This window comes from Escherichia sp. MOD1-EC5495, assembly GCF_002965965.1.
In the GTDB taxonomy this organism is placed as follows: Bacteria; Pseudomonadota; Gammaproteobacteria; order Enterobacterales; family Enterobacteriaceae; genus Escherichia; species Escherichia ruysiae.
Genome location: NZ_PTRI01000011.1, coordinates 22,420 through 45,079 on the forward strand (window position 1 = coordinate 22,420; position 22,660 = coordinate 45,079).

The 22,660-nt window shown below is 50.5% G+C and carries 18 protein-coding genes, 1 other RNA gene and 2 pseudogenes; 15 read left to right on the top strand and 6 right to left on the bottom strand.

From position 1 onward, the window contains the following. Positions 1-3: 3 nt before the first annotated feature. Together BEG40_RS10565 and lpoA are read right to left on the bottom strand one after the other, a co-directional pair. Complete coding sequence (locus BEG40_RS10565; RefSeq protein ID WP_000246838.1) at positions 4-399, bottom strand: YraN family protein; 396 nt, start codon at positions 397-399, stop codon at positions 4-6. Then, on the bottom strand, positions 357-2,393 hold the full coding sequence (lpoA, locus tag BEG40_RS10570) for a penicillin-binding protein activator LpoA (protein ID WP_105285378.1): 2,037 nt from the start codon (positions 2,391-2,393) through the stop codon (positions 357-359). Before lpoA ends, BEG40_RS10565 begins: the two co-directional genes overlap by 43 nt. Before the next feature lie 64 nt (positions 2,394-2,457). Between lpoA and rsmI the strand changes: the two genes are divergently transcribed. Then, positions 2,458-3,321, top strand: coding sequence for a 16S rRNA (cytidine(1402)-2'-O)-methyltransferase (gene rsmI / locus BEG40_RS10575; protein ID WP_000809263.1), 864 nt, complete (start codon positions 2,458-2,460; stop codon positions 3,319-3,321). Positions 3,322-3,371: 50 nt separating this feature from the next. Here the strand turns inward: rsmI and BEG40_RS10580 are convergent. Further along, positions 3,372-3,830: pseudogene (locus BEG40_RS10580) on the bottom strand (galactosamine-6-phosphate isomerase); the annotation flags it as partial. Here BEG40_RS10580 and agaR point away from each other — a divergent pair. Beyond that, a pseudogene (gene agaR, locus BEG40_RS10585) lies at positions 3,819-4,103 on the top strand (aga operon transcriptional regulator AgaR); the annotation flags it as partial. The pseudogenes BEG40_RS10580 and agaR overlap by 12 nt on opposite strands. Positions 4,104-4,154: 51 nt before the next feature. On the opposite strand, the gene garD reads toward agaR, so the two are convergent. Continuing rightward, complete coding sequence (gene garD / locus BEG40_RS10590; protein ID WP_105285380.1) at positions 4,155-5,726, bottom strand: galactarate dehydratase; 1,572 nt, start codon at positions 5,724-5,726, stop codon at positions 4,155-4,157. A 543-nt stretch (positions 5,727-6,269) separates the two neighbouring features. Here garD and garL point away from each other — a divergent pair. The 4 genes from garL to rnpB all read left to right on the top strand — a co-directional run bounded on the left by garL (position 6,270) and on the right by rnpB (position 9,611). Beyond that, positions 6,270-7,040, top strand: coding sequence for a 2-dehydro-3-deoxyglucarate aldolase (gene garL / locus BEG40_RS10595; RefSeq protein ID WP_001058059.1), 771 nt, complete (start codon positions 6,270-6,272; stop codon positions 7,038-7,040). 29 nt (positions 7,041-7,069) lie between these two features. Next, positions 7,070-7,960 (top strand): 2-hydroxy-3-oxopropionate reductase, encoded by an 891-nt coding sequence (gene garR, locus BEG40_RS10600; protein ID WP_016159730.1) that lies wholly within the window; start codon positions 7,070-7,072, stop codon positions 7,958-7,960. Positions 7,961-8,056: 96 nt separating this feature from the next. Beyond that, the gene (gene garK, locus BEG40_RS10605; RefSeq protein ID WP_105285381.1) at positions 8,057-9,202 is read left to right on the top strand and encodes a glycerate 2-kinase; all 1,146 of its coding nucleotides are present in this window, start codon (positions 8,057-8,059) and stop codon (positions 9,200-9,202) included. A 32-nt stretch (positions 9,203-9,234) separates the two neighbouring features. Further along, an RNA gene (gene rnpB / locus BEG40_RS10610) (RNase P RNA component class A) lies at positions 9,235-9,611 on the top strand. Positions 9,612-10,088: 477 nt separating this feature from the next. Here rnpB and tdcR read toward each other — a convergent pair. Then, positions 10,089-10,307 carry a transcriptional activator TdcR gene (gene tdcR / locus BEG40_RS10615; RefSeq protein ID WP_032159882.1) on the bottom strand — a complete coding sequence of 73 codons (219 nt, stop codon included), beginning with the start codon at positions 10,305-10,307 and terminating at the stop codon, positions 10,089-10,091. Positions 10,308-10,620: 313 nt separating this feature from the next. On the opposite strand from tdcR, the gene tdcA reads away from it, so the two are divergent. From tdcA to cyuA, 9 genes are all read left to right on the top strand, one after another. Further along, positions 10,621-11,559, top strand: coding sequence for a transcriptional regulator TdcA (gene tdcA, locus BEG40_RS10620; RefSeq protein ID WP_105285382.1), 939 nt, complete (start codon positions 10,621-10,623; stop codon positions 11,557-11,559). A 98-nt stretch (positions 11,560-11,657) separates the two neighbouring features. Beyond that, on the top strand, positions 11,658-12,647 hold the full coding sequence (gene tdcB, locus BEG40_RS10625) for a bifunctional threonine ammonia-lyase/L-serine ammonia-lyase TdcB (RefSeq protein ID WP_000548355.1): 990 nt from the start codon (positions 11,658-11,660) through the stop codon (positions 12,645-12,647). Between the two features lie 21 nt (positions 12,648-12,668). Further along, entirely contained in the window at positions 12,669-14,000 is a 1,332-nt protein-coding gene (gene tdcC / locus BEG40_RS10630) for a threonine/serine transporter TdcC (protein WP_000107716.1), read from the top strand. Between the two features lie 25 nt (positions 14,001-14,025). Continuing rightward, positions 14,026-15,234: a propionate kinase gene (gene tdcD / locus BEG40_RS10635; protein WP_010352086.1), complete on the top strand. Its 1,209-nt coding sequence runs from the start codon at positions 14,026-14,028 to the stop codon at positions 15,232-15,234. A 33-nt stretch (positions 15,235-15,267) separates the two neighbouring features. Further along, positions 15,268-17,562, top strand: coding sequence for a 2-ketobutyrate formate-lyase/pyruvate formate-lyase (gene tdcE, locus BEG40_RS10640; RefSeq protein ID WP_000861697.1), 2,295 nt, complete (start codon positions 15,268-15,270; stop codon positions 17,560-17,562). Positions 17,563-17,575: 13 nt separating this feature from the next. Then, positions 17,576-17,965, top strand: a complete 390-nt coding sequence (locus tag BEG40_RS10645) for an enamine/imine deaminase (RefSeq protein ID WP_105285383.1) — start codon at positions 17,576-17,578, stop codon at positions 17,963-17,965. A 69-nt stretch (positions 17,966-18,034) separates the two neighbouring features. After that, the gene (tdcG, locus tag BEG40_RS10650; RefSeq protein ID WP_000622148.1) at positions 18,035-19,399 is read left to right on the top strand and encodes an L-serine ammonia-lyase; all 1,365 of its coding nucleotides are present in this window, start codon (positions 18,035-18,037) and stop codon (positions 19,397-19,399) included. Positions 19,400-19,675: 276 nt separating this feature from the next. Then, complete coding sequence (locus tag BEG40_RS10655; protein WP_000401617.1) at positions 19,676-21,007, top strand: SLC5/6 family protein; 1,332 nt, start codon at positions 19,676-19,678, stop codon at positions 21,005-21,007. 27 nt (positions 21,008-21,034) lie between these two features. Then, positions 21,035-22,345, top strand: a complete 1,311-nt coding sequence (gene cyuA, locus BEG40_RS10660; protein ID WP_000460495.1) for a cysteine desulfidase — start codon at positions 21,035-21,037, stop codon at positions 22,343-22,345. 147 nt (positions 22,346-22,492) lie between these two features. Here cyuA and BEG40_RS10665 read toward each other — a convergent pair whose 3' ends face one another. Beyond that, positions 22,493-22,657, bottom strand: a complete 165-nt coding sequence (locus BEG40_RS10665; protein WP_010346326.1) for a protein YhaL — start codon at positions 22,655-22,657, stop codon at positions 22,493-22,495. Positions 22,658-22,660: the final 3 nt, after the last annotated feature.

Here is a 22,660-nt window from a genome sequence, read left to right on the forward strand (position 1 = left end):
TAATTATGAGTGGTCATTAAAGGCGTCCTTAATCCACTCAACCTCATTCCCGGTGAAGGCTATCACATCGAACCGGCAATCCACAGTATCAAAACTCCCATTATGACGTGCGAGCCACAAGCGGGCAGTCTGTAATAATTTGTGTTGTTTGCTGCGGGTCACACTGGCTGCTGCGCCACCATATAGGGCAGAGCGGCGGTAGCGCACCTCAACAAAAACGGTGGTCTGGCCTTCATGCATTATCAGATCAATCTCGCCGCCACGCTCGTTCACGTTAGCGGCGACAAAGCGCAGTCCTTTGCCTTCCAGCCAGCGACGCGCTTGTGCCTCCCACGCATCGCCGGTCTGTTTAGTGGTTAACTGGCGGGGACTACCTGACCTTGTTGGTACTGTAGCCATGATAACTTCCTGTTAATCACGCAATCCGGGTTAGCCGTCAGACTTCCGGTATTACCGTTGATTTCAAAACCCTGAACCTGGCGCATTTGCGAGAAATGATTCGCCAGTGACCAGGCATCGACGCCCATCGCATACATGCGCGCCAGCGAATAATCATTATTTACCGCACTGAGCGCCTGCTGCATTAACGGCAGATTACCGCCTGCCAGCATCGGGATTTCGCTGTACTGCAAGCCTTCCATCTCCAGTCGGAAATCCGGACCAGCAGAGCCTCCTGCGCTGCGGGAGCTGGCGTACAACGTTGCACCGCTGTGACTGCCGTTACGCATGGCGATCATCGGTTTGATGAAGGCGATTTCGGCTGGCGTTGCCACAATGTACACCGCATCGACACGGCCGCCATTATCGGTGAACTGGTCTCCGGTCGGCGTGGTTTGCAGGGTTGGATTGTTGGTCGTCATGCCGGAGTCGGTTGTCGCTCTGGGTGTAATCGGGCTACCTGTTAAAGCGATACCTGCACGGCCGTTAACACCCGCGTGTAATTCGCTGGTGGAACCAAATTTTTGTTGCAAAACGGTGCCGCCGCCGAGTTTCTGCCACTCTTGCGCAAACGCATTGGCTACGCGATCGCCCAACGAACTGCGTGGAATCAGTACCAGCGGTGCTTGTTTACCCTGGTCACGAATATGACGCGCTGCATCGCGCGCTTCATCTTCTGGCGATAGCGCGAAGTAACAGATATTGGCGCGGTTTTCGATATTTTCCGGCTGATTGAGTGCCAGCACGTTCAGCGGGGTGTTGCTCTTGAGCAACTCCTCAACGTTATTTTTTAGCAGTGGACCGACTACAATACTCGCGCCATCCTGCTGAACCTGGTTGAGGATCTGGCTAAGTGGTTGTGATGAGGTATCGTAGATTTTCAGTTCTGCGGATGGATTCGCCGGAGAGCTTACCGCTGCGGTGCTTGCCGGAGGGGCGCTTACAGGCACCGGCTGTGCGGCGGTTTCTTCACCTGTCAGATCGCTAACAGACGCTTGTGCCGGGCTGGCAACGCCGTCTACGGTTTGCGGCTGGGGGTGTTCTGCTACGTCAGCGGCAGGCGCGGCTGCTACCTGAGCCGCTACTGGCTGGGTGCCGATATTTTTCGCCGCTTCAAAGCCTTGCTGAATAGTGCGACCAAACACTGCGGCCTGACCATTCAACGGTAACAGCAGGGCGATTTTGTTGGTTGACGCTGGTTTAAACGCTTTTACGTTTACCAATTGCGTTGGCAGCATTTTCGCACCCGGATTATTCGGATAACGTTTCTGCCAGTCAGCGATCCCGGCTTTCATCATCTCGGGGTCATTGCGGTTATCAAACCAGACGCGTTGCAGATCCAGCCAGCCTTGCAGGATGTTTTCGTCGGCGTTGATCACCAGCGTATTCGCCTGCTGCTGGGTCATGGCGGAGAGCGCCTGCCAGGTGGCATCGATATTCTGCTGTTTTTCTTGCGCACCGAGTAACGGTTCCTGAGCAATTAATGCGCGCAATAAATCAATGGAAGGACGTCCCTGACTGGCATCGATTTTTGCCTGCCAGTAACGCGCCTGCTGGTTTTGCTCTAAATCTGCCGGAGTAATTTTAGCCAGCAAGGTCTGCGCGCCAGCAAAATCTTTTTGTGTCAGCTTAATCTCTACCGCCAGCAGAGATTTTTCACGACGCTGGATATCGTTCAGTTCTTGCGGCAGCTGGTTAAACAGTTCAACCGCCTGCCCGGTTTTACCTTCTTTCACCAGTGCACGAATGGTGAGTAATTGCCAGTTGATCCTGGTATCATCAGAGCTTTGCTGCATCTGCTGAAGATAAAAGGCAGAATCGGCCTGCGCCGTGCCCTGCATATAGGCAGTGGACTGATCGGGGGTATGGGTGCCACAACCGGCGAAAATCAGGGCTGCCAGAACAACAGGCAGACAACGCGCGGCTTTCAAACGAGAAAATGTTGAGGGTACCATAATGTATCCAGTGATATTTTTTTTACGCAATTCTCAATATTAAATCGGCAATACGGACGACACAATGAAACAACACCAATCGGCGGATAATTCTCAAGGTCAGCTCTACATTGTACCGACGCCAATCGGCAATCTGGCGGATATCACCCAGCGTGCGCTGGAGGTATTACAGGCCGTTGATCTGATTGCCGCCGAGGATACGCGTCATACCGGTTTACTGCTGCAACATTTTGGGATAAACGCCCGACTGTTCGCCCTGCACGACCATAACGAACAACAGAAAGCCGAAACGCTGCTGGCGAAGCTGCAAGAGGGACAAAACATTGCGCTGGTTTCTGATGCCGGAACGCCGCTGATTAACGACCCTGGTTACCATCTGGTGCGTACCTGCCGTGAAGCGGGGATTCGCGTGGTGCCGCTACCGGGACCGTGTGCTGCCATTACTGCATTAAGTGCCGCTGGTTTACCATCCGACCGTTTTTGTTATGAAGGCTTTCTGCCCGCTAAATCGAAAGGCCGCCGTGATGCGCTAAAAGCGATTGAAGCGGAACCGCGCACGCTGATTTTTTATGAATCAACCCACCGTCTGTTAGATAGCCTGGAAGATATCGTCGCGGTGCTGGGTGAGTCCCGCTACGTGGTGCTGGCGCGAGAACTGACCAAAACCTGGGAAACTATTCACGGCGCGCCCGTTGGTGAGCTGTTGGCGTGGGTAAAAGAAGATGAAAACCGCCGCAAAGGTGAGATGGTACTGATTGTCGAAGGACATAAAGCGCAGGAAGAGGACTTGCCTGCCGATGCGCTGCGCACGCTGGCGCTGTTACAGGCAGAACTGCCGCTGAAAAAAGCGGCGGCGCTGGCAGCAGAAATTCACGGCGTGAAGAAAAATGCGCTGTATAAGTATGCGCTGGAGCAGCAAGGGGAGTAATTACAGGCGTTGCAGCAGGAATAAGAGCTGCAACGCCTGTTCCTGGCGAGTTAACGACGACACATCTCATCAATTACGCATGTGAAATGGTTATGCAGCCATAAAAACGACGCCGGGATAGTGGTGGAGACTTTAGCCGTGAGAAAACGTTCTGTCGCATCCTGCTTTCCTTCGCCAGTCACCAGTAACAAAACTTCGCGGGCATTGAGAATATCCTTCAAGCCTAAGGTGATCCCGTGAGTCACGGGACGACCAGCGGTTTTTAACATCTCATGCTGCTGGGTTTTCGCATCAAGTTGGCTGATATGGCAGGCCGGTTGCAGGCTTTCTCCCGGTTCGTTCAGCCCAAGATGACCGTTTTTCCCTAGTCCGAGAACGCACAAATCGAGACCGCCTTTGCGCGCAATCAGATTCGTTACCCGCTCGCACTCTCTCTCGTTTATCTCTTCGGAGCGAAAGCTGATGAGCTGGTCTTCACGTAACCCCAGCGGCTGCACGATATGCTGTTTCTCGGCGTAGATGCTATCGATCTGGAGCGCGGCGTCAGTACGCATAATGAAGATGAAGCTCGTTTAAACCGCCGGATGTGCGAAGTTGCGGAACGGATTATCGTGGTCACCGATTCCAGTAAGTTCAATCGTTCCAGTTTACATAAGATCATTGATACTCAACGTATCGACATGATCATTGTTGATGAAGGCATTCCTGCGGATAGTCTGGAAGGACTGCGAAAGGCTGGGGTTGAAGTGATTCTGGTCGGGGATCACGCGTCTTCGCTGTGACTCAATATGCCCGATAAACGTGTGCTATCGGGCATAATATGAATTGAATTATCAGGTCACCGGTGCCGGGTTAAATACTGCCAGTTGGTTATGCAGTCCCCATTGATCCGAGAAGGTTTTCTTCTTCCCGCTGGCGACGTCAAGAATAAAGTGGAACAGCTTCCAGCCCACCTCTTCAATGGTCTCTTCGCCGGTGGCGATAGTGCCCGCATTAATATCCATCAAATCAAACCAGCGGTTCGCCAGTTCGGTGCGGGTTGCCATTTTAATGACCGGCACTGCCATCAGACCGTATGGTGTGCCGCGACCGGTGGTAAATACTTGCACGGTAATCCCTGAAGCCACCTGTTGGGTGCCACAGACGAAATCGCTGGCTGGCGTCGCGGCGTAAATTAATCCGCGTTTGGTCGGGCGCTGTCCGGGTGACAGCACTTCAACAATCGCGCTTTTACCTGATTTGGCAATGGAGCCGAGTGCCTTTTCCACCACGTTTGCCAGACCGCCTTTCTTGTTGCCCGGCGAAGGGTTGGCGCTGCGGTCGGTTTTTCCCATATCAAGATAGTTGTCGTACCACTCCATCTCATCCAGCAGGCGCTTGCCGACCTCTTCATTAATAGCGCGCGGTGTCAGCAGATGGATCGCGTCACGCACTTCCGTTACTTCTGAGAACATCACCGTTGCGCCGCAGCGCACCAGTAGATCAGATGCATAGCCCACTGCCGGGTTTGCCGTTACACCAGAAAACGCATCGCTGCCGCCGCACTGCATACCGACAACCAGTTCTGAAGCCGGACAGGTTTCTCGCTGCCGTTGATTTAATTTGTGCAGGTGGTGCTCGGCAACCTGCAAAATATCCTCGACCATTGACTGAAAACCGACATGCTTTTCATCCTGCAAGCTGACAATACTGGCGTTCTCCAGCGGAATACTTTGTACATCATCCGTGCCGATCAGCAGGCGCTCAGGCTGCAATTTCTCGCAACCCAGACCGATCACCATCACCTCGCCGCCAAAGTTTGGGTTCAGCGAAATGTTGTGAATGGTACGAATAGGTACCACCGCCGCCGGAGCGTTAATCGCCACGCCACAACCGTACAGGTGATTCAGCCCCACCACACCATCGACGTTCGGGTATTTCGGCAGCAGGTCGCGTTCAATAATTTTCACCACATAATCGACAACACCTGCCACACAATGCACGCTGGTGGTGATGCCGAGCAGGTTTTTGGTACCCACGCTGCCATCGGCATTGCGATAGCCTTCAAAGGTATAACCTTCAAGCGGCGGTAAGGGGGCCGGCACTTTAGTTGCCAGTGGCAGCGTGTGTAACGGCGGCGCTTCCGGCAGTACGACCATTGATTCGTCGATCCAACTTCCGCGTGGGATTGCGCGCACGGCATAACCAATCACTTCACCGTAACGAATAATTTCGCTATTCGCAGGGATATCAACTAATGCGACTTTATGCCCCTGGGGTATATGTTCAATTAATTCCAGTCCGTCCGGGAAACGTGTTCCTGCTTTCAGGCCATTATCATTAACAATAATTGCCACATTATCTGTGTCGTGAACTTTTATATAAAACGCAGTCGGCGTTTCTTGCCTGATTTCGATGTTGGCCATTATCCCGTTTTCTCCGGTCGCTGGTAATAATAAATTTATGTTGAGTGATTCTGATGACAGAAATAATTTCATCTGTGAGATGGAATAAGAGTGTCAGGAGATGAAAAGTCAGTATGTGATCAACATCACTAATTATCGTGATAGCAGGGCGACAGGGGCCGGCAAAGCGTAAATATGTGCATTGGCACGCAGCGTGATAGGCATATGCTCAAAATAATATTTATATCAGGCAATCATAATGAGCATTTGCACAATGCCTATTATTTCTGGTCTGATTATACTCATTGTCGAAAACAGATTTATTATTGAACAGGGTCAATATTCGTTAAGAGAATATTTAATAAATAGCACTGACCTTTTTGCTATCGACGGAATATAAACATAATTAGTGGGATTGCTGAATAAGGAACGCATGTGCCTTTTTAATCTTACTGCCTATTTTTATTGTCATCGAAGAGATTGCCCTCTTTCAATACTGCACCGGGAAGCCTGACTGGCGACATTAAACGTATGGAATTGCAGAAATAAGCAAAGGTATAAGCGATGAATAACGATATTTTCCCAAATAAGTTCAAAGCCGCGTTGGCAGCGAAACAGGTACAGATTGGCTGCTGGTCAGCACTTTCTAACCCAATTAGCACTGAAGTTCTTGGTTTAGCTGGCTTTGACTGGCTGGTGCTGGATGGCGAACATGCGCCAAACGATATCTCCACGTTCATTCCTCAGTTGATGGCTCTGAAGGGGAGCGTCAGCGCGCCAGTGGTGCGTGTACCGACCAACGAACCGGTAATTATTAAGCGTCTGCTGGATATCGGTTTTTATAACTTCCTGATCCCCTTTGTCGAAACGAAAGAAGAAGCAGTGCAGGCGGTGGCATCTACCCGTTATCCACCAGAAGGTATTCGCGGCGTTTCTGTTTCTCACCGCGCCAATATGTTTGGCACCGTGGTGGATTACTTCGCTCAGTCGAATAAGAACATCACCATTCTGGTGCAAATCGAAAGCCAGCAAGGCGTTGATAACGTTGATGCTATCGCCGCAACTGAAGGCGTTGACGGTATCTTCGTTGGCCCCAGCGATCTGGCGGCGGCATTAGGTCATCTCGGCAATGCGTCACATCCGGATGTGCAAAAAGCGATTCAACATATTTTTAATCGCGCCAGAGCCAACGGCAAACCCTGCGGCATCCTTGCCCCTGTCGAGGCCGATGCGCGTCGTTATCTGGAATGGGGCGCTACGTTTGTGGCCGTCGGCAGCGATCTCGGCGTATTCCGTTCCGCCACGCAGAAATTGGCAGATACCTTTAAAAAATAACCACCACCGCAACAAGAGAGATGATTGATATGACTATGAAAGTTGGTTTTATTGGCCTGGGTATTATGGGTAAACCAATGAGTAAAAACCTCCTGAAAGCAGGTTACTCGCTGGTGGTTGCTGACCGTAACCCTGAAGCCATTGCTGAAGTGATTGCCGCAGGCGCAGAAACAGCGTCTACGGCTAAAGCTGTCGCTGAACAGTGCGACGTCATCATAACCATGCTGCCAAACTCCCCTCATGTGAAAGAAGTGGCGCTGGGTGAAAATGGCATCATTGAAGGCGCGAAGCCAGGTACGGTATTGATCGATATGAGTTCAATCGCTCCGCTGGCAAGCCGTGAAATCAGCGAAGCACTGAAAGCGAAAGGTATTGATATGCTGGACGCCCCGGTGAGCGGCGGTGAACCGAAAGCCATCGACGGTACGCTGTCTGTGATGGTGGGCGGTGACAAGGTTATTTTCGACAAATACTATGATTTGATGAAAGCGATGGCGGGTTCCGTGGTGCATACCGGGGAGATCGGTGCAGGTAACGTCACTAAACTGGCAAATCAGGTCATTGTGGCGCTGAATATTGCCGCGATGTCAGAAGCGTTAACGCTGGCAACCAAAGCGGGCGTAAACCCGGAGCTGGTTTATCAGGCAATTCGCGGTGGGCTGGCTGGCAGTACCGTTCTTGATGCTAAAGCGCCGATGGTCATGGACAGAAACTTCAAGCCAGGCTTCCGTATTGATCTGCATATTAAAGATCTGGCGAATGCGCTGGATACCTCTCACGGCGTTGGTGCGCAATTGCCGCTAACTGCTGCGGTTATGGAGATGATGCAGGCACTGCGTGCCGATGGTTTGGGAACGGCGGATCATAGCGCCCTGGCGTGCTACTACGAAAAACTGGCAAAAGTCGAAGTTACTCGTTAATGGCGTCGCGCCCGGATGGCGTATTGCAATCCGGGTCTGGAATCCAGGCCGAATAAGAGAAACGCCCTCCGGCGTCATGTGGTAACAGGCACAGGTATGAAAATCGTAATCGCCCCAGACTCTTATAAAGAAAGTTTATCTGCCAGCGAGGTTGCGCAGGCGATAGAAAAAGGATTTCGGGAAATTTTTCCTGATGCACAGTACGTTTCGGTTCCGGTTGCTGATGGCGGCGAAGGAACGGTGGAAGCGATGATTGCAGCCACCCAGGGTTTCGAACGTCACGCCTGGGTTACAGGGCCACTGGGCGAAAAGGTGAATGCCAGTTGGGGGATCTCTGGCGATGGTAAAACCGCGTTTATTGAAATGGCGGCGGCCAGTGGGCTGGCGTTAGTACCGTCGGAAAAGCGTGATCCGTTGGTGACGACTTCTCGCGGCACGGGGGAGTTAATTTTACAGGCGTTGGAGAGTGGCGCGACCAGCATTATTATTGGCATCGGTGGCAGTGCCACCAACGACGGCGGCGCGGGGATGATGCAGGCGCTGGGGGCGAAGTTAAGCGATGTCAACGGTAATGAAATCGGTTTTGGCGGCGGCAGTCTTAATACCCTGAATGATATTGATATTTCCGGCCTCGATCCGCGTTTAAAAGATTGCGCTATTCGCGTCGCCTGCGATGTCACTAATCCGCTGGTGGGCGATAACGGTGCTTCGCGTATCTTTGGCCCGCAAAAAGGGGCTAATGAAGCCACGGTTATCGAGCTGGACAAGAATCTCTCTCACTATGCTGATGTCATCAAAAAATCGCTGCATGTTGATGTGAAAAACGTTCCAGGTGCAGGGGCTGCAGGCGGTATGGGAGCGGCGCTAATGGCGTTTCTTGGAGCAGAGCTAAAGAGCGGCATTGAAATTGTGACGACGGCGCTCAATCTGGAAGAACATATTCATGATTGCTCGTTGGTGATCACCGGAGAAGGTCGCATCGATAGCCAGAGCATTCACGGCAAAGTGCCGATTGGCGTAGCGAACGTCGCGAAGAAATACAATAAACCGGTAATTGGTATTGCGGGTAGTCTGACGAAGGATGTCGGCGTTGTGCATCAGCATGGCATCGATGCCGTATTCAGCGTGTTGAACAGTATTGTTACGCTGGATGAAGCTTTCAGCGGGGCTTATGACAATATTTACCGTGCTTCGCGCAATATCGCCGCGACGCTGGCGATTGGAATGCGCGACGCGGGGTGACAAGGGCGCGCAAACCCTCTATACTGCGCGCCGAAGCTGACCAGACAGTCGCCGCTTCGTCGTCGTCCTCTTCGGGGGAGACGGGCGGAGGGGAGGAAAGTCCGGGCTCCATAGGGCAGGGTGCCAGGTAACGCCTGGGGGGGAAACCCACGACCAGTGCAACAGAGAGCAAACCGCCGATGGCTCACGCAAGTGGGATCAGGTAAGGGTGAAAGGGTGCGGTAAGAGCGCACCGCGCGGCTGGTAACAGTCCGTGGCACGGTAAACTCCACCCGGAGCAAGGCCAAATAGGGGTTCATAAGGTACGGCCCGTACTGAACCCGGGTAGGCTGCTTGAGCCAGTGAGCGATTGCTGGCCTAGATGAATGACTGTCCACGACAGAACCCGGCTTATCGGTCAGTTTCACCTATTTTAACGAAAACCCGCCAGTGCAGACTGGCGGGTTTTTGCTTTTGGAGCGAGCGGTAAGATGAATGACTGTCCACGACGCTATACCTGAAAGAAAGCGGCTTATCGGTCAGTTTCACCTGTTTTAACGAAAACCCGCCAGTGCAAAACTGGCGGGTTTTTGCTTTTGGAGCAGGCGGTAAGATGAATGACTGTCCACGACGCTATACCCGAAAGAAAGCGGCTTATCGGTCAGTTTCACCTATTTTAACGAAAACCCGCCAGTGCAGACTGGCGGGTTTTTGCTTTTGGAGCGAGCGGTAAGATGAATGACTGTCCACGACACTATACCCAAAAGAAAGCGGCCTGTTGGTTCAATATAAACACTCTTTTTAGCCACCCTGTGCTCTCTTCTGATAGCTTACTTGCGAATTGCAATTATTAGTTTTGTGATCCTCAACACAAAATGCTGTTCCGCAACCGGAATGCGACAATAAATCATGGAAAACGATTGCATTCACAAAATGACGTTCTGCAAAAGAGACAATGATTGACGTTAATCAATTGTTCGAGATGATCAATATCTGTATTCGAAATTTTAAAATATTGATAAAATAAATGTTCTATCTCCAACAAATGGCGAAAAAAAATGTGACGTACCGCATTATTTATCTGTGGAAATGATTTATTTATAATAAAATTTGATAACTTGCTCATTAAATTTAACTTAAAATTCGTCTGCGAAATACACGATAATTGCTTGAAATATCGTCTAAGAGCATTTTTTAATAACAAAAATTAAGTGCGCCGTTATCGCCATAAAATATGGTTATCCCCCCTTGTTTTTTTGATAAAAGTCAGCCTTTGTGTTGATTTTATTTATATAACTAATTGATATTAAATGATTATATGCCTTTAAGGATATGCCTGGAAAACTATTGAAAGTTAATTTGTGAGTGGTCGCACATATCCTATTCATTGCATTTTGATACACTTCATACCGTCAATGAGGTAATTAACGCGGGTTGTTATGAGCACTATTCTTCTTCCTAAAACGCAACACTTGGTAGTCTTTCAGGAAGTCATCAGAAGTGGCTCTATTGGCTCGGCTGCAAAAGAATTAGGGTTAACTCAACCAGCGGTCAGTAAAATCATTAACGATATCGAAGATTATTTTGGCGTGGAATTAGTGGTGCGGAAAAATACCGGTGTAACGCTGACGCTAGCTGGTCAATTGTTGCTCTCACGCTCCGAATCCATTACCCGCGAAATGAAAAATATGGTTAATGAGATTAGCGGTATGTCCTCTGATGCAGTCGTGGAGGTCTCATTTGGTTTTCCATCGCTGATTGGCTTTACCTTTATGTCCGGGATGATCAACAAATTCAAAGAGGTGTTCCCGAAAGCGCAGGTCTCAATGTATGAAGCGCAATTGTCCTCATTCTTACCGGCTATCCGCGACGGGCGTCTGGATTTTGCGATAGGTACGTTAAGTGCAGAAATGAAGCTTCAGGATTTGCATGTCGAGCCGCTGTTCGAGTCAGAGTTTGTGCTGGTTGCCAGTAAGTCCCGAACATCCACCGGCACCACCACGCTGGAGTCTTTGAAGAACGAACAGTGGGTGTTGCCGCAAACGAATATGGGATACTACAGCGAACTACTCACCACGTTACAAAGGAATGGCATCAGTATTGAAAACATCGTTAAAACCGACTCAGTCGTGACAATTTATAATCTTGTTCTCAATGCTGATTTCTTAACCGTGATTCCCTGCGATATGACTTCACCTTTTGGTTCTAATCAATTTATTACCATTCCGGTTGAGGAAACATTACCGGTAGCGCAATATGCCGCAGTATGGTCGAAAAATTATCGTATTAAAAAAGCAGCATCGGTTTTGGTGGAATTAGCCAAAGAATATTCATCTTATAATGGGTGTAGACGAAAGCAATTAATAGAAGCTTGTTAGTTATTTGTTTTTTATTTAAACATAAATAATCCACCTGCCTTTTTGCAGGTGCTGGTTACGGTTACCTACATATTTAATTCAGGCTAAGAGGTTTTATAATGCATATTACATACGATCTGCCGGTTGCTATTGATGACATTATTGAAGCAAAACAACGTCTGGCTGGGCGAATTTATAAAACAGGAATGCCTCGATCTAACTATTTTAGTGAACGTTGCAAAGGTGAAATATTCCTTAAGTTTGAAAACATGCAGCGTACCGGTTCATTTAAAATTCGTGGCGCATTTAATAAATTAAGCTCCTTAACTGATGCTGAGAAACGTAAAGGTGTAGTGGCCTGTTCAGCAGGGAACCACGCGCAAGGGGTTTCGCTTTCCTGTGCGATGTTGGGTATTGATGGTAAAGTTGTAATGCCGAAAGGCGCGCCAAAATCCAAAGTTGCAGCAACGTGTGACTACTCTGCTGAAGTGGTACTGCACGGCGATAACTTCAACGACACCATCGCCAAAGTGAGCGAAATTGTCGAAACGGAAGGTCGCATCTTTATTCCACCTTATGATGATCCGAAAGTGATTGCCGGTCAGGGGACCATTGGGCTGGAAATTATGGAAGATCTTTATGATGTCGATAACGTCATTGTGCCAATTGGCGGTGGCGGTTTAATTGCCGGTATTGCGGTGGCAATTAAATCTATTAACCCTACCATTCGTGTTATTGGTGTGCAGTCAGAAAACGTTCACGGCATGGCGGCTTCTTTCCACTCCGGAGAAATAACCACGCACCGAACTACCGGCACCCTGGCGGATGGTTGTGATGTCGCCCGCCCGGGTAATTTAACTTACGAAATCGTTCGTGAATTAGTCGATGACATCGTGCTGGTCAGCGAAGACGAAATCAGAAACAGTATGGTTGCCTTAATTCAGCGTAATAAAGTCATCACCGAAGGCGCTGGCGCTCTGGCATGTGCTGCATTATTAAGCGGTAAATTAGACCAATATATTCAAAACAGAAAAACCGTCAGTATTATTTCCGGCGGTAATATCGATCTTTCCCGCGTCTCTCAAATCACCGGTTTCGTTGACGCTTAATTAATTCGTTGAGGATAGGATATGAGTACTTCAGATAGCATTGTATCCAGCCAGACAAAACAATCGTCCTGGCGTAAATCAGATACCACATGGACGTTAGGCTTGTTTGGTACGGCAATCGGCGCCGGGGTGCTGTTCTTCCCTATCCGCGCAGGTTTTGGCGGACTGATCCCGATTCTTCTGATGTTGGTATTGGCATACCCGATTGCGTTTTATTGCCACCGGGCGCTGGCGCGTCTGTGTCTCTCTGGCTCTAACCCTTCCGGCAACATTACGGAAACGGTAGAAGAGCACTTTGGTAAAACCGGCGGTGTGGTCATCACTTTCCTGTATTTCTTCGCGATTTGCCCACTGTTGTGGATTTATGGCGTTACCATCACCAACACCTTTATGACCTTCTGGGAAAACCAGCTCGGCTTTGCGCCGCTGAACCGTGGCTTCGTGGCGCTGTTCCTGCTGCTGCTGATGGCGTTCGTCATCTGGTTTGGTAAGGATCTGATGGTTAAAGTGATGAGCTACCTGGTATGGCCTTTTATCGCCAGCCTGGTGCTGATTTCTCTGTCGCTGATCCCTTACTGGAACTCTGCGGTTATCGATCAAGTTGACCTTGGCGCGCTGTCGTTAACTGGTCATGACGGTATCCTGATCACCGTCTGGCTGGGGATTTCTATCATGGTCTTCTCCTTCAACTTCTCGCCAATCGTCTCTTCTTTCGTGGTTTCTAAGCGTGAAGAGTATGAGAAAGACTTTGGTCGTGACTTCACTGAGCAGAAATGTTCACAAATCATCTCTCGCGCCAGTATGCTGATGGTTGCAGTGGTCATGTTCTTTGCCTTCAGCTGCCTGTTTACGCTGTCTCCGGCGAACATGGCGGAAGCAAAAGCGCAGAACATTCCGGTGCTCTCTTACCTGGCTAACCACTTTGCATCCATGACCGGCACCAAAACGACGTTCGCTATTATTCTGGAATATGCGGCGTCCATCATCGCGCTGGTTGCTATCTTCAAATCTTTCTTCGGTCACTATCTGGGGACGCTGGAAGGTCTGAACGGCCTGGTTCTGAAGTTTGGTTATAAAGGCGACAAAACCAAAGTTTCTGCGGGCAAACTGAACACTATCAGCATGATCTTCATCATGGGTTCAACCTGGGTTGTTGCCTACGCCAACCCGAACATCCTGGATCTGATTGAAGCCATGGGCGCGCCGATTATCGCATCCTTGCTGTGCCTGTTGCCGATGTACGCCATCCGTAAAGCGCCGTCTCTGGCGAAATACCGTGGTCGTCTGGATAACGTGTTTGTTACCGTGATTGGTCTGCTGACCATCCTGAACATCGTATACAAACTGTTTTAATCCATAACTCAGGATGAGAAAAGAGATGAATGAATTTCCGGTTGTTTTGGTTATTAACTGTGGTTCGTCTTCGATTAAGTTTTCCGTGCTTGATGCCAGCGACTGTGAAGTATTAATGTCAGGTATTGCCGACGGTATTAACTCGGAAAATGCATTCTTATCCGTAAATGGGGGAGAGCCAGCACCGCTGGCTCACCACAGCTACGAAGGTGCATTGAAAGCAATCGCATTTGAACTGGAAAAACGAAATTTAAATGGCAGTGTGGCTTTAATTGGCCACCGCATCGCCCACGGCGGGAGTATTTTTACCGAGTCCGCCATTATTACCGATGAAGTCATTGATAATATCCGTCGCGTTTCTCCACTGGCTCCGCTGCATAATTACGCCAATTTAAGTGGCATTGAATCGGCGCAGCAATTATTTCCTGGCGTAACTCAGGTGGCGGTATTTGATACCAGTTTCCACCAGACGATGGCACCAGAGGCTTATTTATACGGCCTGCCGTGGAAATATTATGAAGAGTTAGGTGTGCGCCGTTATGGTTTCCACGGCACGTCACATCGCTATGTTTCCCAGCGAGCGCATTCTCTGCTGAACCTTGTGGAAGATGACTCCGGGCTGGTTGTGGCGCATCTTGGCAATGGCGCGTCAATCTGCGCGGTTCGTAACGGTCAGAGCGTAGATACCTCAATGGGAATGACGCCGCTGGAAGGCTTGATGATGGGGACGCGCAGTGGTGATGTCGACTTCGGCGCGATGTCCTGGGTTGCCAGCCAAACCAATCAGAGCCTGGGCGATCTGGAACGCGTAGTGAATAAAGAGTCGGGATTATTAGGTATTTCCGGTCTGTCTTCAGATTTACGCGTTCTGGAAAAAGCCTGGCATGAAGGTCACGAACGCGCACAACTGGCAATTAAAACTTTTGTTCATCGAATTGCCCGTCATATTGCCGGACATGCCGCCTCATTACATCGTCTGGATGGCATTATATTTACCGGTGGAATAGGGGAGAACTCAAGTTTAATTCGTCGTCTGGTCATGGAACATTTAGCCGTATTAGGCGTTGAGATTGATGTGGAAATGAATAATCAATCTAATTCCTACGGTGAACGAATTATTTCCAGTGAAAATGCGCGCGTAATTTGCGCCGTTATTCCGACTAATGAAGAAAAAATGATTGCCTTAGATGCAATTCATTTAGGCAAAGTTAACGCCCCCGCAGAGTTTGCATAATTTAGTTGAAGTATTGTAGAGAGATTATTTTTCATGAAGGTAGATATTGATACCGGCGATAAGCTGTACGCCGACGCATGGCTTGGCTTTAAAGGTACGGACTGGAAAAACGAAATTAATGTCCGCGATTTTATTCAACAAAACTATACACCGTATGAAGGTGATGAATCTTTCCTTGCTGAAGCAACGCCAGCGACCACGGAATTGTGGGAAAAAGTAATGGAAGGCATTCGTATCGAAAATGCGACCCACGCGCCGGTTGATTTCGATACTAATATTGCCACTACCATTACCGCCCATGATGCTGGTTATATTAATCAGCCGCTGGAAAAAATTGTTGGTCTGCAAACCGATGCGCCGTTAAAGCGCGCGCTGCATCCGTTCGGTGGCATTAATATGATTAAAAGTTCATTCCACGCCTATGGCCGTGAAATGGACAGCGAATTTGAGTACATCTTTACCGATCTGCGTAAAACCCATAATCAGGGCGTATTTGATGTTTACTCACCGGATATGCTGCGCTGCCGTAAGTCTGGTGTCCTGACCGGTTTACCAGACGGTTATGGTCGTGGGCGTATCATCGGTGACTATCGCCGCGTGGCGCTGTACGGCATCAGTTATCTGGTACGTGAACGCGAACTGCAATTTGCCGATCTCCAGTCTCGTCTGGAAAAAGGTGAAGATCTGGAAGCCACCATCCGTCTGCGTGAAGAGCTGGCAGAACATCGTCATGCGCTGTTGCAGATTCAGGAAATGGCGGCTAAATACGGCTTCGACATCTCCCGTCCGGCACAGAATGCGCAGGAAGCGGTGCAGTGGCTCTACTTCGCTTACCTGGCGGCGGTGAAATCGCAGAACGGCGGCGCAATGTCTCTTGGTCGTACCGCATCGTTCCTCGATATCTACATTGAGCGCGACTTTAAAGCCGGCGTGCTTAATGAGCAGCAGGCGCAGGAACTGATCGACCACTTCATCATGAAGATCCGCATGGTGCGCTTCCTGCGTACACCGGAATTTGATTCGCTGTTCTCCGGCGACCCTATCTGGGCGACGGAAGTGATCGGCGGGATGGGGCTGGATGGTCGCACTCTGGTGACTAAAAACTCCTTCCGCTATCTGCATACCCTGCACACCATGGGACCAGCGCCGGAACCGAACCTGACCATTCTGTGGTCAGAAGCATTGCCGATTGCCTTCAAAAAATATGCGGCGCAAGTGTCTATTGTCACCTCTTCTTTGCAGTATGAAAACGACGATCTGATGCGCACTGACTTCAATAGCGACGATTACGCAATTGCCTGCTGTGTCAGCCCAATGGTGATTGGTAAGCAGATGCAGTTCTTCGGCGCACGCGCTAACCTGGCGAAAACGCTGCTGTACGCAATCAACGGCGGGGTGGACGAGAAACTGAAGATTCAGGTCGGCCCGAAAACGGCACCATTGATGGACGACGTGCTGGATTACAACAAAGTAATGGACAGCCTCGACCATTTCATGGACTGGCTGGCGGTGCAGTACATCAGCGCGCTGAACATCATCCACTACATGCACGACAAGTACAGCTACGAAGCCTCGCTGATGGCGCTGCACGATCGTGATGTCTATCGCACCATGGCTTGCGGCATCGCGGGTCTGTCGGTGGCGACGGATTCACTTTCCGCCATTAAATATGCCCGTGTGAAACCCATCCGTGACGAAAACGGTCTGGCGGTGGACTTTGAAATCGATGGCGAATATCCACAGTACGGCAACAACGACGAGCGCGTAGACAGCATCGCTTGTGACCTGGTTGAACGCTTTATGAAGAAAATTAAAGCCCTGCCAACCTATCGTAACGCCGTGCCGACGCAGTCGATTCTGACTATCACTTCTAACGTGGTGTACGGACAGAAAACCGGTAATACGCCGGACGGTCGCCGCGCGGGTACGCCGTTTGCGCCGGGCGCTAACCCGATGCACGGTCGTGACCGCAAAGGTGCGGTAGCCTCGCTGACTTCCGTGGCAAAACTGCCGTTTACTTACGCCAAAGACGGTATTTCGTACACTTTCTCGATCGTCCCTGCGGCGCTGGGTAAAGAAGATCCGGTACGCAAAACCAACCTTGTTGGCCTGCTGGATGGTTACTTCCACCACGAAGCGGACATCGAAGGCGGTCAACATCTCAACGTTAACGTTATGAATCGGGAAATGTTGTTGGATGCCATTGAGCACCCGGAAAAATACCCGAACCTGACAATCCGTGTCTCAGGCTACGCCGTGCGCTTTAACGCGCTGACTCGCGAACAGCAACAGGATGTGATTTCACGTACCTTTACCCAGGCGCTCTGACGCCGGAGGATGTATGAAAAAGATTATCGAAACGCAACGTGCCCCAGGCGCAATCGGCCCTTATGTTCAGGGCGTTGATTTAGGCAGCATGGTCTTCACCTCCGGGCAAATTCCGGTTTGCCCGCAGACCGGCGAGATCCCGGCTGATGTGAAAGATCAGGCGCGTTTAAGCCTTGAAAACGTCAAAGCGATCGTGGTTGCTGCTGGGCTGAGCGTGGGCGATATCATCAAGATGACGGTATTCATCACCGATCTGAATGACTTTGCCACCATCAATGAAGTCTATAAGCAATTCTTCGATGAGCATCAGGCGACCTACCCGACCCGTAGCTGCGTGCAGGTCGCGCGTTTGCCGAAAGATGTGAAGCTGGAAATTGAAGCTATCGCAGTACGTAGCGTGTAAAGCCCGGAGCGGGGCGACCGTAGAGTCGTCCCGCTCCTCTTCACAGAACGGCAATCCGAGAGTGTGGTTATGATTAGTGCATTCGATATTTTCAAAATTGGTATTGGTCCCTCCAGTTCGCATACCGTGGGGCCAATGAATGCTGGAAAAAGTTTTATCGACCGACTGGTGAGTAGTGGCTTATTAACTGCAACAAGTCATATTGTGGTCGATCTTTACGGGTCGTTGTCACTGACGGGCAAAGGCCATGCCACGGATATCGCCATCATTATGGGACTGGCAGGAAACAGCCCGCAGGATGTTGTTATTGATGAGATCCCTGCATTTATTGAACTTGTGACGCGCAGTGGGCGACTGCCGGTGGCTTCTGGTGCGCATATTGTTGATTTTCCTGTAGCAAAGAACATTATCTTCCATCCCGAAATGTTGCCTCGTCATGAGAACGGGATGCGGATTACTGCCTGGAACGGGCAGGAAGAGCTATTAAGCAAAACCTATTACTCTGTCGGCGGCGGGTTTATCGTTGAAGAAGAACACTTCGGCATGTCGCACGATGTCGAAACACCCGTACCTTATGACTTCCACTCGGCAGGCGAACTGCTGAAAATGTGTGATTACAACGGCCTGTCTATTTCTGGCCTGATGATGCATAACGAGCTGGCGCTGCGCAGCAAAGCGGAAATTGATGCAGGGTTTGCTCGTATCTGGCAGGTGATGCACGACGGTATTGAACGCGGCATGAATACCGAAGGCGTATTGCCAGGTCCACTCAATGTCCCACGCCGGGCGGTGGCGTTGCGCCGTTTGCTGGTCTCTAGTGACAATATCTCTAACGATCCAATGAACGTCATCGACTGGATCAATATGTTTGCGCTGGCGGTCAGCGAAGAAAACGCCGCTGGCGGACGTGTAGTGACAGCACCAACTAATGGCGCTTGCGGTATTATTCCGGCAGTGCTGGCCTATTACGATAAATTCCGCCGTCCGCTCAATGAGCGATCCATCGCCCGTTTTCTGCTGGCGGCTGGCGCTATCGGCGCGCTGTATAAAATGAATGCCTCCATCTCTGGTGCAGAAGTGGGGTGTCAGGGCGAAATTGGCGTGGCCTGTTCGATGGCTGCGGCAGGGTTAACCGAACTGTTGGGCGGCAGCCCGGCGCAGGTATGCAATGCGGCGGAAATCGCTATGGAGCATAACCTTGGGTTGACCTGCGATCCGGTTGCCGGACAGGTGCAAATTCCGTGTATTGAACGTAATGCTATCAACGCTGTGAAAGCGGTAAACGCCGCGCGAATGGCGATGCGTCGCACCTCGGCACCGCGTGTTTCGCTCGATAAAGTGATCGAGACGATGTATGAAACCGGCAAAGATATGAACGATAAATACCGCGAAACTTCACGCGGAGGACTGGCCATAAAAGTAGTCTGCGGCTGATATTTCATCCGCATTTATCTTTGGGTGCACAAAATGTGCACCCTTTTTTATTGTGATCTGCCGCAAATAGAGAATAACTGTTTCTCTTTGGTTGATTTGGTAGAAAATTATTATCCATAACTGCTATTTCAAAGTCTTGATTGTGAAGATTTTCTCTAACCTCACGCGTATCATTTCTTCATTCTAATAACTCGCCTGCAAAAAAACGTAGACCGCGTATCGCCTTGATGCGGCTCGAAAAAATAAAAAGCCCTACAAAATATTGAGCGAGAAATTATGGAAATTGCAACGAATAAAGGCGTCATTGCAGACGCTTCGACCCCGGCGGGTCGTGCTGGAATGAGTGAAAGTGAATGGCGTGAAGCAATCAAATTCGACAGTACCGACACCGGCTGGGTAATTATGAGTATTGGGATGGCGATTGGCGCGGGGATTGTTTTTCTCCCGGTGCAGGTCGGTTTGATGGGATTGTGGGTATTTTTGCTCTCATCAGTGATTGGTTACCCGGCAATGTATCTGTTTCAGCGGTTGTTTATTAATACGCTGGCAGAATCACCGGAGTGTAAAGATTACCCGAGCGTCATCAGCGGTTATTTAGGCAAAAACTGGGGCATCCTGTTGGGGGCGCTCTATTTCGTGATGTTGGTGATCTGGATGTTCGTGTATTCCACCGCCATCACCAACGATAGCGCCTCCTATTTACATACTTTTGGCGTGACGGAAAGCGTGCTATCAGATAATCCGTTTTATGGACTGGTACTGATTTGCATTCTGGTCGCCATCTCCTCACGCGGCGAGAAACTGTTATTCAAGATTTCGACTGGCATGGTACTGACCAAACTGCTGGTAGTCGCTGCGCTGGGCGTGTCGATGGTGGGAATGTGGCATCTATATAACGTGGGTTCGCTGCCGCCGCTGGGGCTGCTGGTGAAAAACGCCATTATTACGCTGCCGTTTACCCTGACGTCGATTCTGTTTATCCAGACATTAAGCCCGATGGTGATTTCCTATCGCTCGCGGGAAAAATCGATTGAAGTAGCGCGGCATAAAGCGTTGCGGGCAATGAACATCGCGTTCGGCATTCTGTTTGTCACTGTCTTTTTCTACGCCGTGTCGTTCACGCTGGCGATGGGACATGACGAAGCGGTAAAAGCCTACGAGCAGAATATTTCCGCGCTGGCGATTGCCGCACAGTTTATTAGTGGTGACGGTGCTGCGTGGGTAAAAGTGGTTAGTGTCATTCTCAATATCTTTGCCGTAATGACCGCGTTTTTTGGCGTCTATTTAGGCTTCCGTGAAGCAACGCAAGGGATCGTAATGAACATCCTGCGCCGCAAGATACCTGCTGAGAAGATTAACGAAAATCTCGTCCAGCGCGGCATCATGATTTTCGCCATTTTACTGGCCTGGAGCGCCATCGTACTGAACGCGCCGGTGTTGAGCTTCACCTCTATCTGTAGCCCGATTTTCGGCATGGTAGGGTGCCTGATCCCGGCGTGGCTGGTTTACAAAGTACCGGCATTGCACAAATACAAAGGGATGTCTCTGTACCTGATTATCGTCACCGGTTTGTTGCTTTGCGTTTCTCCGTTCCTGGCATTTTCTTGATTTACCTGAAATTTTAAGGTTTTTATTATGTTTGATTCGACTTTAAATCCGTTATGGCAGCGTTACATCCTCGCCGTTCAGGAGGAAGTAAAACCGGCGCTGGGATGTACTGAACCTATTTCACTGGCGCTGGCAGCGGCGGTTGCTGCGGCAGAACTGGAAGGTCCGGTTGAACGTGTAGAAGCCTGGGTTTCGCCAAACCTGATGAAGAACGGTCTGGGCGTCACCGTTCCCGGCACGGGAATGGTGGGGCTGCCGATTGCGGCGGCGCTGGGAGCGTTAGGCGGAAATGCCAAAGCCGGGCTGGAAGTGCTGAAAGACGCAACTGCGCAGGCGATTGCCGATGCCAAAGCATTGCTGGCGGCGGGGAAAGTCTCGGTTAAGATCCAGGAACCTTGCGACGAGATCCTCTTCTCACGCGCCAAAGTCTGGAACGGCGAGAAGTGGGCGTGTGTCACCATTGTCGGTGGACATACCAACATTGTGCATATTGAGACGCACAATGGCGTGGTATTTGCCCAGCAGGCATGTGTGACAGAGGGCGAGCAAGAGTCGCCGCTGGCGGTGCTCTCCAGAACGACGCTCGCCGAGATCCTGAAGTTCGTCAATGAAGTCCCGTTTGAGGCGATCCGCTTTATTCTCGATTCTGCGAAGCTAAACTGCGCATTATCGCAGGAAGGCTTGAGTGGCAACTGGGGACTGCATATTGGCGCAACGCTGGAAAAACAGTGTGCACGCGGTTTGTTGGCGAAGGATCTCTCCTCGTCGATTGTGATTCGTACCAGCGCGGCATCCGATGCGCGTATGGGCGGCGCAACGCTTCCGGCGATGAGTAACTCCGGTTCTGGTAACCAGGGGATCACCGCGACAATGCCCGTGGTGGTGGTCGCGGAACACTTCGGGGCGGATGATGAACGGCTGGCGCGTGCGCTGATGCTTTCGCATTTGAGCGCGATTTACATCCATAATCAGTTGCCGCGTTTGTCCGCGCTGTGTGCTGCAACGACGGCAGCAATGGGGGCTGCCGCCGGGATGGCGTGGCTGGTGGATGGGCGTTATGAAACGATCTCTATGGCTATCAGCAGTATGATCGGCGATGTCAGCGGCATGATTTGCGATGGTGCGTCGAACAGTTGCGCGATGAAGGTTTCGACCAGTGCTTCGGCTGCGTGGAAAGCGGTGCTAATGGCGCTGGATGATACCGCTGTGACCGGCAATGAAGGCATTGTGGCGCATGATGTTGAGCAGTCGATTGCCAACCTGTGTGCGCTGGCAAGCCATTCGATGCAGCAAACGGATCGGCAGATTATCGAGATTATGGCGAGCAAGGCCAGATAAGCGGCGGGTCTTGGGTATCGTGCCGGATGCCTGAAGCCGGATGCGATGCTGGCGCATCTTATCCGGCCTACGGGGTGCACAATTTATTGATGTTATTGGGTTTTGTAGGCCGGATAAGGCGTTTACGCCGCATCCGGCAACCTGTCTTTATGCGGCGGCTTCATCCTCGGCTAACCGCGTTTCGGCGTCGGCGACTATCGCTTCCAGCTCGCTCAACATCTCTTCATAGCCAAAGTTTTTAGTTGCGCGAGTAGTTTCTTTCGCCACAACGGGCTTCACTGACTGGCGTTTCTTCGCCGATTTTTTACTCATCAT